13 protein-coding genes and 2 tRNA genes are annotated in these 12,276 nt (G+C 68.8%); 6 read left to right on the forward strand and 9 right to left on the reverse strand.

Annotated features, from left to right (window positions below):
- The first annotated feature begins 47 nt into the window (after positions 1-47).
- Complete coding sequence (locus KBY88_RS16270; protein WP_396102954.1) at positions 48-221, forward strand: transposase; 174 nt, start codon at positions 48-50, stop codon at positions 219-221.
- 509 nt (positions 222-730) lie between these two features.
- Here KBY88_RS16270 and polA read toward each other — a convergent pair.
- A complete protein-coding gene (gene polA / locus KBY88_RS10215) occupies positions 731-3,721 on the reverse strand; it encodes a DNA polymerase I (protein ID WP_254939824.1) in 2,991 nt (996 codons plus the stop codon).
- A gap of 13 nt (positions 3,722-3,734) precedes the next feature.
- Between polA and KBY88_RS10220 the strand changes: the two genes are divergently transcribed.
- The 4 genes from KBY88_RS10220 to KBY88_RS10235 are packed head-to-tail and all read left to right on the forward strand — an operon-like array spanning position 3,735 to position 7,135.
- Entirely contained in the window at positions 3,735-5,042 is a 1,308-nt protein-coding gene (locus KBY88_RS10220; protein ID WP_254939825.1) for a tetratricopeptide repeat protein, read from the forward strand.
- Complete coding sequence (locus tag KBY88_RS10225) at positions 5,035-5,586, forward strand: DUF1643 domain-containing protein (protein WP_254939826.1); 552 nt, start codon at positions 5,035-5,037, stop codon at positions 5,584-5,586. The genes KBY88_RS10220 and KBY88_RS10225 overlap by 8 nt, the downstream gene beginning before the upstream one ends.
- A gap of 20 nt (positions 5,587-5,606) precedes the next feature.
- Positions 5,607-5,849 (forward strand): hypothetical protein, encoded by a 243-nt coding sequence (locus tag KBY88_RS10230; RefSeq protein WP_254939827.1) that lies wholly within the window; start codon positions 5,607-5,609, stop codon positions 5,847-5,849.
- Between the two features lie 56 nt (positions 5,850-5,905).
- On the forward strand, positions 5,906-7,135 hold the full coding sequence (locus KBY88_RS10235; RefSeq protein ID WP_396102956.1) for a cation:proton antiporter: 1,230 nt from the start codon (positions 5,906-5,908) through the stop codon (positions 7,133-7,135).
- On the opposite strand, the gene gltX is transcribed toward KBY88_RS10235, so the two are convergent.
- The 7 genes from gltX to KBY88_RS10270 form a co-directional block, all read right to left on the reverse strand.
- On the reverse strand, positions 7,085-8,542 hold the full coding sequence (gene gltX, locus KBY88_RS10240; protein ID WP_254939829.1) for a glutamate--tRNA ligase: 1,458 nt from the start codon (positions 8,540-8,542) through the stop codon (positions 7,085-7,087). The two genes, KBY88_RS10235 and gltX, sit on opposite strands and share 51 nt — an antisense overlap.
- Before the next feature lie 25 nt (positions 8,543-8,567).
- A tRNA-Asp gene (locus tag KBY88_RS10245) sits at positions 8,568-8,641 on the reverse strand.
- A gap of 110 nt (positions 8,642-8,751) precedes the next feature.
- Positions 8,752-9,258, reverse strand: a complete 507-nt coding sequence (locus KBY88_RS10250; protein WP_254939830.1) for an NADPH-dependent FMN reductase — start codon at positions 9,256-9,258, stop codon at positions 8,752-8,754.
- 30 nt (positions 9,259-9,288) lie between these two features.
- On the reverse strand, positions 9,289-9,477 hold the full coding sequence (locus tag KBY88_RS10255; protein WP_006043540.1) for an SH3 domain-containing protein: 189 nt from the start codon (positions 9,475-9,477) through the stop codon (positions 9,289-9,291).
- A gap of 36 nt (positions 9,478-9,513) precedes the next feature.
- Positions 9,514-9,586: transfer RNA gene (locus tag KBY88_RS10260), tRNA-Trp, on the reverse strand.
- A 64-nt stretch (positions 9,587-9,650) separates the two neighbouring features.
- Positions 9,651-10,133, reverse strand: a complete 483-nt coding sequence (gene rplS, locus KBY88_RS10265; RefSeq protein ID WP_254939831.1) for a 50S ribosomal protein L19 — start codon at positions 10,131-10,133, stop codon at positions 9,651-9,653.
- Between the two features lie 44 nt (positions 10,134-10,177).
- Positions 10,178-10,516: a peptidase gene (locus tag KBY88_RS10270; protein ID WP_254939832.1), complete on the reverse strand. Its 339-nt coding sequence runs from the start codon at positions 10,514-10,516 to the stop codon at positions 10,178-10,180.
- Positions 10,517-10,587: 71 nt separating this feature from the next.
- Between KBY88_RS10270 and map the strand changes: the two genes are divergently transcribed.
- On the forward strand, positions 10,588-11,451 hold the full coding sequence (map, locus tag KBY88_RS10275) for a type I methionyl aminopeptidase (RefSeq protein WP_254939833.1): 864 nt from the start codon (positions 10,588-10,590) through the stop codon (positions 11,449-11,451).
- On the opposite strand, the gene KBY88_RS10280 is transcribed toward map, so the two are convergent.
- The gene (locus KBY88_RS10280) at positions 11,432-12,241 is read right to left on the reverse strand and encodes a short-chain dehydrogenase (protein WP_254939834.1); all 810 of its coding nucleotides are present in this window, start codon (positions 12,239-12,241) and stop codon (positions 11,432-11,434) included. The two genes, map and KBY88_RS10280, sit on opposite strands and share 20 nt — an antisense overlap.
- Between the last annotated feature and the right edge of the window lie 35 nt (positions 12,242-12,276).

A 12,276-nucleotide genomic window follows, 5' to 3' on the forward strand; every position in this document is an offset into this window, starting at 1 on the left:
AGAACAAGTCGGTAGGGGTCACGCCATGACCACCAGGGCGACCCTCTCTGACCAAGCCCTCCAGGACGGGGCGCCGGTTCACGGCTCAGCGGAAGGCGGAAGCTGTTGAGCTCTACCAGCAGGAGGTCCTTGTCTGCACTGCCGTGGCCCAACGTCGGGGGCTTCCCTCCTGCAGCCTGACCCGCTGGATGCAGCAGGCCAGGCCGATCAAGGCACCTTGAGGCTCCTCGCCAGCGAGGAGGGCGCTGAGCTCAACCGGCTCCGCAAGGAGAAGTTGGAGCTCACTGGGGAGAAGGATTGGGCGGGCGGCCGCAGCGCTACTCCGTCGCCATGGGGTGCCGATCGCGACGCCCTCCCCGGGCCAGGCACCGGATCTGCCATCCCAGCTAGCACCCAAAGACCACCACACCCCCAGGCGGGAGGTTACCGCGCTCAATCCACCAGCCCGTCTCCTTGGTCCAGAGCGCGGCGCCGGGACTGGCGCTGGTGCCCCTGGCGGCGGTGATCGCCAAAGGCTGGCCTGCCGGGTGGACCCCAGGGAGCTGCAGAGGCCGCACCCTTCGGACCGCAGGCCTCACCTGACGCCGTCCCGGCTGACGGCGTGGGCGCCAGTGTCGCGCGAAGCCGAGCTCAGCCGGGGCGATGGACAGCACGGCGGCAGCGGTCATGGTGACGGCAGTGGCCAGGCATGGTCGGGATGGCACCCAAGCGGGTCAACTCCCCAGGTCCCTCACTTCGCCTCCATCCAGTTCGGCCCCACGCCCGTCTCCACTGCCAACGGCACGCTGAGCTTCACGGCGTTCTCCATCACCGTGCGGGTGAGATCCCTCACCACATCGAGTGCCTCGGGGGCGGTCTCCAGCACCAGTTCATCGTGCACCTGCAGCAGCAGCCGCGCCGGCAGCTGCCTGGCAATCAGCTCGTGGTGCAGCTGCACCATCGCCAGCTTGATGATGTCGGCCGACGAGCCCTGGATCGGGGCGTTGGCCGCCGCGCGCAGTTGCTGGGCCTCCAGGCCGCCCCGGCGCGCCACCTCCAGCTCGATTTCCAGGGGGTCCTTACCCTTGAGCCGCCCGAGGCCGTTGGGATCGAACTCAAACGGGCGCCGGCGCCCCAGGATCGTCTCCACGTAGCCGCGGCTGAGGGCGAGGCGTTCCTGCAGCTCCAGGAAGGCGAACACCTTCGGGTAGCGCTGCTTGTACTTGCTCAGGAACTCCTTGGCCTGGGCCTGGCTGAGGGCCGTTTCCCGCGCCAGCCGCTGGGCGCCCATGCCGTAGATCACCCCGAAGTTGATCGTCTTGCCCAGGCGCCGCTCATCGGCACTCACCTCGGTTTTGTCGAGCAGCAGCCGGGCGGTGAGCGCGTGCACATCGTCGCCGCTGCGGTAGGCCTCCACCAGCACCTCCTCGCCCGAGAGGTGGGTGAGGATGCGCAGCTCGATCTGGCTGTAGTCAGCGCTGATCAGGCTCCAGCCTTCCTCGGGCAGGAAGGCCTTGCGGATCCGCCGGGAGTAGGCGGTGCGGATGGGGATGTTCTGCAGGTTGGGGTTGCTGCTGCTCAGGCGCCCTGTCGCCGTTACGGCCTGGTTGAAGTCGGTGTGCACCCGCCCGGTTTCGGGCTCCACCAGCAGCGGCAGCGCATCGACGTAGGTGCTCTTGAGCTTGCTGAGGATGCGGTGCTCCAGCAGCTTGGCCACCACCGGATGGTCGGCTTCGAGCTTCTCGAGTACGGCCGCATCGGTGCTCCAGCCGGTTTTCGTTTTCCTTGATTTCTTGCGGTCGAGCCCCAGGGTCTCGAACAGCAGCTCCCCCAGCTGTTTGGGGGAGGCGAGGTTGAAGGCCACCCCCGCCAGCTCCTGGGCTTCGTTCACCAGCTTCTCGAGTTGGTCGCCGAGTTCCACGCTCAGCTCCGCCAGGTAGGCGGTGTCGATGCGGATGCCCGTGGCCTCCATCAACGCCAGCACGGGCTCCAGGGGCAGCTCCACCTCCGCCAGCAGCGCCGGCAACGCCGGCCCCAGGGCCGCCAGCTCCGCCGCCAGCACCAGCGCGAGCCGGCGGGTGAGGTGCACGTCCATGCCGCAGTAGAGCGCCGCCGCCTCGATCGGCACCGAGGCGAAGGTTTCTCCTTTCCCCACCAGTTCGCTGAAGGCGGTGGGTACAAAGCCGAACTCCCGCTCGGCCATCGCTTCGAGGCCGTGCTTGGCGTTGGCATCGCGCAGGTAATCGGCCAGCAGCGTGTCCATCACCACCCCGGCCAGGGGCAGGCCGTGGCGCAGCAGCACCAGCCGGTCGTACTTGGCGTTCTGCAGCGCCTTGGGGTGCTCGGCGCTCGCCAGCCAGGGGGCCAGGGCCCCCAGCACCGCCTCCAGGGGCAGCTGGGCCGGCGCCGCAGGCGGGGCGCTGAGCAGATCGGCGGCCATCGGTGGGTGGTGGCCGATCGGGATGTAGGCGAGCGCATCGAGCGCATCGCCCCAGCACACCCCCACCCCCACCAGTTCGGCCTGGAAGGGATTGAGGGCCGTGGTTTCGGTGTCGAGGGCCACGGGCGCGGTGGGATCGCTGGCCGTCAGCAGCTGCGCCACCAGGGCCTCCATTTGCTCGGGCGTCGAGATGATCTGCGGTTGCAGGGCCGGTAAAGCCCCAGCGGGGGGTCCAAGGTTGGAGGCGGCCTCGGGCGCCTCTGGTGCCAGCGCCTCTGGTGCGGGCGCCGCGGGCGCCGCCAGGGCCGCCGCAGGATCGGTGTGGGGCAGGTGATCGGCCGAGAAGGCGCGCTCGAACGCCCCCAGCTGCCGCACCAGGCTGTGCAGCTCCAACTCCGTGAGCCGCCGGGCCAGGGCGCCGCCATCCACCTCCGCCAGCTCCAGCCGGGGCTCCTCGGGCAAGGGGATGTCGATCAGGATCTCGGCCAGGTGGCGCGAGAGGTAGGCGTTGGCCTTGTCGGCGCTGAGCTTGGCCTTGAGCGCCCCCTTGAGCGCCCCCTGGCTGGCCTTTTCATCGCTGAGCGCTTCGAGGGCGGCGTAGACGCCATCGAGGCTGCCGTTCTCCTTGAGCAATGTGATCGCGGTCTTGGGGCCTACCCCCTTCACGCCGGGGATGTTGTCGCTGCTGTCGCCCGTGAGCGCCTTGAGGTCCACCACCCCTTCAGGGGTGACCCCCAGCTTGGCGATCACCCCTTCGCGATCGATCACCACCGGGCCGGCGGTCTTGGCGTAGGGGCCGCCGCCGCCCATGTAGAGCACGGCGATGTCCCTTTCGTCGTCGACGAGTTGGAACAGGTCGCGGTCCCCCGAAAGGATGCGCACCCGCCAGCCGTCATTCGCCGCCCGATTCGCCAGGGTGCCGAGCACGTCGTCGGCCTCGTAGCCGGGGGCCAGGCACAAGGAAAGGTTGAGTGGGCCCGCCAGGATCTCGCGCAGGTTGTCCAGGTCGGCGAAAAAATGCTCCGGGGCCACATCGCGGTGGGCCTTGTAGTTGACATCCGCCAGGTGGCGGAAGGTGGGTTCAGCCGTGTCGAAGGCGATCACCACCCCCTGGGGGGTCAGCCCCTTGACGTTCTCCAGCAGCGCCTTGAGGAAGCCGTAGGTGACGCTGGTGGGCACGCCATCGGCGGTGGCCAGCCCCCCATCGCCCCCCTTGGCAAACGCGTAGAAACTGCGGAAGGCCAGGGAATGGCCGTCCACCAGCAGCAGCATGGGTGCCTCGGGCTTTTGCTTCGCCGCCATCCCCTCTCGCGCCATGTCCGAACCGTCGCCACAGCCTGCCACCACCCACCCGGCCGAGGGCTCAGCCCCCGCCGGTTCCCCAGAGCAGGACGGCTTGCCGGCGGATTTTCTGCGCGGTGCCTCCGCTGCCGCCCAGTCGGCCGCGCGCCAGTTCAGCGCTGAGCTGCTGTGTTTCGGCCCTGGCGTGGAGGTGATCCTGGCGGCGGTGGCGGCCGAACCGGACGAGCCACGCCTCCAGCTGTTGGCGGCCATCCTGCAGCTCTATGCCCTGGATCCCGCCGGCCAGCGCCAGGCGAGCGTGCACCTGGCAGCGGCCAAGGCCGCCAGTGGCTGCCTCGACCGCTTCGGTCGCGAGCTGCTGGAGGCGCTCAGCCCCTGGCAGGCAGGGGAGTACGGCCTCGCCCTGCTGCGCCTGGAGCTGCTGTGCGTGAGCCACCGGGAGGCGCTGCTGCCACTGAAGTTGATCGAATGGCTGTGCTTCTGCCGCGGCCAGGAGCTGCACGGCCCGCGCCTGCTGGAGCGCTCCCAGCAGCTGGCCCAGGTGTTTCCCGACCACCCGGACCGGCTGGCGATCGGTTCCTTCGCCCTGGAGCTCTGTGGCTGCCTCGAGGAGGCGCGGGCCTTGGCGGAGGCCGCCATCGCCGCGCGCCCCGATAACGCCTGGGCCGACCACACCTTGTCCCACTGGGCCCTGCGCAGCGGCCGGCTGGAGGAGGGGCTGTGTCAGCAGCAGGGGCGCTGCCACACCTGGGTGCGCACCAGCGCCGGCCTGCGCGTCCACAACCTCTGGCACCTGGCCTTGCTGCACCTCGCCCTGGGGGATGGACTGGCGGCCGAGGCGGTGCTCGATGAGCTGTTGGCAGGGGCGCTCCCCGAGCACGGCCTGCTGCCCACCGGCGAGCTGATCGACCTGATCGCCCTGGGCTGGCGACTGGAGCTGGTCGGCCGCCGCCAGGAAAACCTCTGGGAACGCCTGCGCCCCCATCTTGGGGAGCGATCGTCGGAGCCGCTGCTGCCGTTTCTGGCGGTGCATTACGCCTGGCTGCTGGGTCGCTCAGGCGACCAACCGGCCCTGGCGAAGCTGCTGGCCGGCGGCGAGCGCCTGGCCGGCGCTCCGGGCCTGGAGACGTCCTGGAGCTGGGCCAGCGGTGGATTGGAGCTGGTGCGTGGGGTGGGGGCGGCGGCGGCCGGGCGGCGGGGCGAGGCCTGCGCCGTCCTGGTGCCCCAGGGCGGGCGGCTGCGCTTCGGGGGGGGCAGCGATGCCCAGGTGCAGGTGCTCAGCCAAACCCTCGATTGGTTGGAGCGCCAGGGCTGTGCCTGAGTCCAGCGGATGCCCTGGGGACTCCTGGGCCGACATCAGCCCCTGCGGCGCCTACCGCTGGCGGCTCCAACGCCGCTGGGATCCAGGCCGGCCCGCGCTGCTGTTCATCGGCCTCAACCCCTCCCGCGCCGATGGCCGCCGTGATGACCCCACCCTGCGGCGCCTGCTCGGTTTCGCCCGCCGCTGGGGCCACGGCTCACTCACGGTCGTGAACCTCTTCGCTCGCATCAGCCCCAGCCCGGCAGCCCTGCACCGCTGCGCCGATCCGATCGGCCCCGCCAACCACGACTGGCTCCGCCAGACCCTGGGTGAGGCCCTTGCGGCCCCAGCCTCCTCCAGGCTCTGGCTGGGCTGGGGCAACGGCGGCCGCTGGCGGAACCGCGATCAGCAGGTCCTGGAACTGCTCTCCGCCGGCGGCGGCGGCCGCCTCTGGGCCCTGGGGCGCACTGCCTCCGGCCAGCCCCGCCACCCTCTGTATGCCCCGGGCAGCGCCCGACTGGCACCGTGGCTTCTGGCGCAGGGCGGGAAGGCTGCGGCATCCTGAGGGGGCGTTGAGCCGCCCCGATGTCCCGCACCCCCCGACGCTTTGCAGTGCACCTGCTCTTCAGCGGTGGCCATCGCGAGGTGGTCAATTTCGCCACGCTGGAGGCCTTCCAGCAGTGGTATGCCGGGGTCCTCAACGCTGGTCCGCCGGAGGCCTACGTGAACGTGCCGATCAGCGAACTGCAGGGTGAATACCTTGTGGTGCGCCCCAGCGCCATTGTCGGGATCAGGGTGGAACCCCAGTTTGCCGTGAACGAGGATTGAGTCCCATCGGCGACCGCCTGGGCCTGCTCTGGGGCCTCACCGTCTTCGCGGGGTCCATGGCCCAGCTCCTCGGTCAGCTCAGCGGGCTGCCCACGGTGGTGCTGTTGCTGGCTTCGGGCCTGCTGATCGGTCGGGCAGGCTTCGATCTGGTGGATCCCGGGCTACTGGGCTCAGGGCTGGAGCCGATCGTGGGGCTGCTGGTGAGCCTTGTGCTGTTCGACGGTGGGCTCAACCTGCGCCTGGCCGGCCGCGAGCCCCGCCAGACCCTGCTGCGGATCGTGCTGGTGCGCGGTCTTGTGGGGCTGGCGGGAAGCGCGGCCCTGGCCCACGGCCTGGCTGGCCTCGACTGGCCCGTGGCCCTGGTGTTCGGGGGGATCGTGCTGGCCACGGGCCCCACGGTGATCACGCCGATGGTCCAGCAGATGCGCCTGAAGGCCCCCCTGGCCCAGGTGCTGGAGGCCGAAGGGCTGGTGCTTGAACCCTTCAGTGCCGTGCTGGCGGCCCTGCTCTTGGAGCTGGCCCTTGGTGAACTGGACAGCTGGGGGGACCTGGCCGGTGCCCTGGCCCTGCGGATGGGGGGCGGTGCCCTCGCCGGTGCCCTGGCGGGCTTCCTGCTGGCCGCCGTGCTCCAGCGCCTGCCCGCCACCGGCGAGCGCAGCGGCATGGTCCGCCTCCAGGTCACCCTTGGCCTGCTGTTCCTGCTGTTCAGCGGCGCCGAGGCTCTGCTGCCCGAGGCGGGGCTGCCAGCCGCCGTCACCGCCGGGGTGGTGGTGGGTTGGCGCCTCGACACCGAAGCCGATCAGCTCGATGTCCTGATCCGTCAGATGGCCCAGCTGGCGATCACGATGCTGTTCCCCTTGCTGGCGGCGGATGTCTCCTGGGGGGAGCTGAGCCCCCTGGGCTGGGGTGGGGTGGCCTGTGTGCTGGGGCTGATGCTGCTTCGGCTCCTGCTGGTGCAGGTGGCGGGGGTGGGTCTGCCCCTGGGCGGCCGGGAGAAGTTCCTGTTGAGCTGGATCGCGCCCCGGGGCATCGTTACGGCCGCGGTGGCCAGCCTGTTCGCCATCCGCCTCGAGGACGCCGGTGTGCCAGGGGCCACCCTGCTCAAGGGCCTGGTGTTCCTGACGATTCTGCTCACCGTGGGACTCCAGGGCTTCACCGCCCCGGCCCTGGCCCGGCACCTGGAGCTGGTGGATCCCGAACCGGAAGCCACCGCAGGCGGCTCGGCCACCGGGGCCTCAGAGGCTGCGCTCGAGCCGGGCGAGGTCCTCGCCACTGGGGTGGAGTAGCTGCCAGGTGGTCACCAGATCGGGGCCCTGGAGGCTGCCGAGCAGGGCGGCGCGCAGGCTCTTCATCAGCACCCCTTTCTTTACGCCTGCGGCCTTGGCCGCGGCCCCCAGCAGCTCCTGGGCCTCATCCGGGACCAAGGGGACCCCTCTGCGGGCTTTGAGGGCTCCCAGCAGGGCGGCGAGGGCCGGCCGGGCCCCCTCCGTTTCCAGCTGAGCGCAGGCCGCCTCGTTCAACTCCGGCCGCTCGAAGAAGGGTTTGGCCTGCTCCACGCCATCGGCCAGCAGGGTGAGGGAGGGACCCAGCAGCTCCGTCAGTTGCTCCTGCCAAGCCGGATCGCTGCCGATCGCACCGGAGGCGGCCCAGCCTTGCGCCTCCCAGAGGGGCAACAGCTGACGGCGCAGCTCGGCCGCCCCTAGGCCATGGAGCACCTGGCCGTTGATCCAGTTCAGCTTGTCCCAGTCGAAGCGGGCGCCGGCCCGGTTGACGCGCTCGAAATCGAACACCGCCGCCGCCTGCTCGAGGGTGAAACGCTCCCCCATGCCCTCCGGCGGCGACCAGCCCAGCAGGGTCATGTAGTTGGCCAGGGCACCGGCGGTAAAGCCCATCGCCTGAAACTCCGACACCGAGGTGACCCCGTCACGCTTGGAGAGCTTGCGGCCCTCCTGGTTCAGAATCAAAGGTGTGTGGGCGAACTGCGGCAGCGGCAGGCCCAGGGCCTCGTAAAGAAGGATCTGCTTGGCGGTGTTGGCGATGTGGTCCTCGCCGCGGATCACGTGGCTGATCGCCATCGCCGCGTCATCCACCACCACCACCAGGTTGTAGAGGGGATCGCCGATGGCCCCGGAGGGCGCCCGCCGGGCAATCACCATGTCGCCGCCCAGGTCGGCCCCAGCCCAGCGCATCGGCCCACGCACGAGGTCGTGCCATTCGATCGCGGCCCCGTCATCGATGCGGAAGCGGATCACGCTCTGGCGGCCCGCGGCGATGAAGGCCTGCTCCTGCTCCGGGCTCAGGTCGCGGTGGCGGTTGTCGTAGCGCGGGGCCTTGTTCGCGGCGGCCTGGGCCTCGCGCATCGCCGTGAGTTCCTCCTCTCTGACGTAGCAGCGGTAGGCGTGGCCGCTCTCCAGCAGCTGCGCAATCGCCTGGCGGTGGGCCTCGATCCGCTCGCTCTGGATCACCGGTTCGCCGTCCCAGGACAGCCCGAGCCAGGCCAGGCCGCCAAGGATGTTGGTGGTGAATTCGGGCTTGGAACGCTCCCGATCGGTGTCCTCGATGCGCAGGAGGAACTGGCCCCCGTGGCGGCGGGCGAACAGCCAGTTGAACACCGCCGTGCGGGCCGTGCCGATGTGGAGCGTGCCCGTGGGGCTGGGGGCCAGGCGCACCCGAACAGGTCCGGCTACCGGCACGTGAGGGACTCCAGCAAGAGGTGAACGGGACTGACGGGATTCGAACCCGCAACTTCCGCCGTGACAGGGCGGTGCTCTAACCGGTTGAACTACAGTCCCAGTCCGGCTTTTGGCCGAGCTGCGTTGCGCTTGCAACCTCGGAAGTATCCGCGATCACGGGTCCCGCCGTCAACACACCACCTTGAACTGACCCGCTTCAACGGACCGTCTCAGGCGACGGATGGGGCTGGGATCCGATGCAACTCGGCGAGCATGGCATCGATGCTCTCGGGGTTGGCCGCTTTCTGGGGTGTGCTGAGCAGTTCACGGCCGATGACCAGGGCCCCGAGGTGGGCGAATTGCTGCCGCATGGCGCAAAGCAGCTTCTGGCCACCGCCACCACTATGGGTGGAGAGGGCCACGGGCACCCCCTGGAAGAGGGCACGGAAATCGGCGCTGCTGGTGGAGAGCCAGGCGATCGCGTTGACAAGAGTGGGGGGGAGACTGCCGTTGTATTCAGGCGCGCAGACCCACAGCCGCCGCTGCTCCAGCAGCACCCTGGCCAGCACCTCCAGGGGTTCTCCAGGCCCCTGGCTCTGGCGAGCGGGGGTGAACAGAGGCAGATCGAGGACCGTCAGATCGATCAACTGGGAGCCATGGCCCAGGGCCTGGGCGCGTTCTGCGACCAGCTGAGCCAGCACCCGGTTCTGGCCTGAGCTGGCCGTGAGGATGATCATGGGAATTGTGCGAAGCCGCTGAAGCCAGCCTCAGGGGCGGAAGCCAGCCGGTTCGATCAGGCGCACCTGGTTGCCCCGGGCAGTGAATTCACGCCCCTGGTCGCTCTGGACGACGACACGTCCTCCGGATTTGACCCGGATCACCCGGGCCCGAACCCAGCCGAGGGCAGCGGATTCGAGCACCTTGACCACATCACCGGGTTGTAGATCCAACTCCATGTCCGGAACCGCGAAACTGCAGAGGGCGTAGTCGGACGCGCCGTGGAGGACTTGAACCCCCGACATCAGGTTTTGGAGACCTGCGTTCTACCAACTGAACTAACGGCGCAAGGCGACATCCCTTGAGCCGCTGACAAAAATGTCAGCAGCCTGGATGAACGAGGACGAAGGCCTCAGCGATCGAAGCGCTGCTTGACGCGGGTGGCCTTGCCCACCCGATCCCGCAGATAAAAGAGCTTCGCTCGACGCACCTTACCGCGCCGCTCCACCTTGACGGAAGCCACCTGGGGGCTGTGCAGCATGAACACGCGTTCGACGCCGATGCCCTGGAAAATGCGGCGAACGGTGATGGTCTCGTTGAGGCCGCCGTGGCGCTTGGCGATCACCACTCCCTCGTAGGGCTGGATGCGCTCCTTGTTGCCCTCACTGATGCGCACCCCGACGCGCACGGTGTCGCCCACGTAGATCTCAGGCAGGTCGTTTTTGAGCTGCTCGGCTTCGAAGGCGCGAATCAGGTCGTAGGCGCTGAGCTTGCCGGTTTTCACCTTCGTGACCGGAGGTTCGGCCACGGCGGTTGCCGTTGGGGCGACCGTTTCTACTGCGGTGTCCGCGGCCTCAGCCACGGTTTCGCTCAACTCGTTCGATTCCGCTTCCATCTTCCGATTCCTTGAGCTCCTGGCCAAAGAAAGAGTGTACCGGCTCAGGGTTCCCTCTCCTGGACGGGAACGCCGGTGCCGAACTGCGCGGCCGGGGCCCTCCGTGCAGTTTTGCTCCATTTCTGCACCAGCATTCCAGCCCCGGTCGCCAGCATCCAGAGGAGACCCAGACCATTGAGCAGCACATAGACGCTCTTGAGCGGACTGCCCAGCCACTCCCCCTCGTGCAGCACCATCAAAACGTGGGTCTGATCGCGGCTCAGGCCGGCCCAATCATTGAGCAGGCGGTAAGCCATTCCGGTGCAGACCGTGAGCAGCAGCGGTGTGAGCACCACCGGCGCGATCAGGCCATGGAGACGGCGGAACGGCGCCTGGGAAGCCATGGGGTGGCTGGTGCGTCAGTCGGTCCAGTGTGGCGGTTGATAACTTGAAGGACCGCCGCTGGCGTTGACGCATGAATCTCTTCGCGGACCTGCTGGCCACAACCAACGCCGCGGCCACCAAGGCGGCCAGCAGCACCACCCAGGTGGGTCCGCGGATCCAGAAGAGCCGCCGTGGGGTGGAGATCAAATCGGCGCGGGAGATCGAGACGATGCGCCGCGCCAGCCGCATCGTCGCCACGGTGCTGCGAGAGATCACGGAATTGGCGGCGCCAGGGCTCACCACGGCCGATCTGGACCGCCACGCTGAAAAGCGCATCCGCGAACTGGGCGCCACCCCCAGCTTCAAGGGGTACCACGGCTTCCCCGCCAGCATCTGCGCCAGCATCAACGATGAAGTGGTGCATGGGATTCCCAACAGCAAAAAAATGATCCAGGCTGGAGATCTGGTCAAGATCGACACCGGTGCCTACTTCGAGGGCTACCACGGCGACAGTTGCATCAGCCTCTGCGTCGGTGAGGGCGTCAGTGAAGAAAGCCGCCGTCTTTGCCGCGTGGCCCAGGAAGCGTTGATGAAGGGTCTGGCCCAGATCAAGGCCGGCCACACCCTGCTCGACATTGCCGGTGCCGTCCAGGACCACGTCGAAGCGCACGGCTATGCCGTTGTGGAGGATTACACCGGCCATGGCGTCGGCCGCAACCTGCACGAAGAACCCTCGGTGTTCAACTTCCGCACCAAGGATTTGCCCAACATGAAGCTCAGGGCCGGCATGACCCTGGCGGTGGAGCCGATTCTCAATGCGGGCTCCAAGGCCTGCCGCACCCTCAAGGACCGCTGGACCGTGGTCACCGTCGATGGTTCGCTCTCGGCCCAGTGGGAGCACACGATTGCCGTCACCAGCGACGGTTGCGAGATCCTCACCGATCGGGATTTCTAGGCTCCGGTCGGGATGCCTCGGCTCCTGCGCCGATTTTTGGCCCAGTGATCAGCCCGAAGTAGATCCGGCGCCCGAGGGCCGCCAGCGGCATCGTGAGGTAGGTGAGCGGGTTGGGGGTGACGATGATCAGCCCGAGGCCGCGGCTGGCCTGGCCCAGCACCTGGCGGGCCACGAAGTCCGCCGGCATCACGCCGATCGGGTTGAGGGCGGAACGGAACGGCCCCAGCACCAGCCGGCGCAGGCGCCAGGGGGCGCCGGGGGCATCGAGTTGGCGCAGGCTCAGCAGCTCCCCCAGCAACCGTTTGCTCAGCTCGTAGAGCGGACTGAGCGCCGGCTGAACCTCGGCCTCCGACGTGTTCACCCATACCTCCTTCAGTGGTGACGCAGGATCGGGACGTCCCTGGCGCTCGCAGATCGCCACAAACAGCTCCAGCAATCGCCAGGCGCTCAGGGCATTCACCTCCAGGGAGCGCTCCACCGCCTCAGGGCTGCGAGCCCCATGGACGTTGAGGCCGTGGTTGATCACCAGGATGTCGACGTGCTCCAGCAGCGGCGCCAGGGCGCTCTCCTCGCCGCAGCTCCACTGCACCTGCTCGAGGCCGATCAGTTGCCCGTCGCCCCCCCTCAGTACCAGGGGTTCCGGCGAACTGCTGAGGGCGATGGGCTCGGCGCCGCGGCGCTGGAGTTCCTGCAGCAACTCCCTGCCGAGGCTGCCGCTGGCGCCACTCACGGCCACCCGCCGGCCCTTCAGGGGCAGAGCCCGGCCCAGAAGGGCATCAAGGAGATTCATTGGCTGGCCCCAAGCCATGGGCGAATGCCACGCAG

The sequence above is a fragment of the Cyanobium sp. Morenito 9A2 genome, assembly GCF_024345575.1.
Taxonomy (GTDB): Bacteria; Cyanobacteriota; Cyanobacteriia; order PCC-6307; family Cyanobiaceae; genus ATX-6F1.

Coding starts and splice junctions, on each gene's coding strand:
- polA (WP_254939824.1), bottom strand. CDS start 3,721: ATGGCGGCGAAGCAAAAGCCCGAGGCACCCATGCTGCTGCTGGTGGAC.
- KBY88_RS10220 (WP_254939825.1), top strand. CDS start 3,735: ATGTCCGAACCGTCGCCACAGCCTGCCACCACCCACCCGGCCGAGGGC.
- KBY88_RS10230 (WP_254939827.1), top strand. CDS start 5,607: ATGTCCCGCACCCCCCGACGCTTTGCAGTGCACCTGCTCTTCAGCGGT.
- KBY88_RS10235 (WP_396102956.1), top strand. CDS start 5,906: ATGGCCCAGCTCCTCGGTCAGCTCAGCGGGCTGCCCACGGTGGTGCTG.
- KBY88_RS10250 (WP_254939830.1), bottom strand. CDS start 9,258: ATGATCATCCTCACGGCCAGCTCAGGCCAGAACCGGGTGCTGGCTCAG.
- KBY88_RS10255 (WP_006043540.1), bottom strand. CDS start 9,477: ATGGAGTTGGATCTACAACCCGGTGATGTGGTCAAGGTGCTCGAATCC.
- rplS (WP_254939831.1), bottom strand. CDS start 10,133: ATGGAAGCGGAATCGAACGAGTTGAGCGAAACCGTGGCTGAGGCCGCG.
- KBY88_RS10270 (WP_254939832.1), bottom strand. CDS start 10,516: ATGGCTTCCCAGGCGCCGTTCCGCCGTCTCCATGGCCTGATCGCGCCG.
- map (WP_254939833.1), top strand. CDS start 10,588: ATGAATCTCTTCGCGGACCTGCTGGCCACAACCAACGCCGCGGCCACC.
- KBY88_RS10280 (WP_254939834.1), bottom strand. CDS start 12,241: ATGAATCTCCTTGATGCCCTTCTGGGCCGGGCTCTGCCCCTGAAGGGC.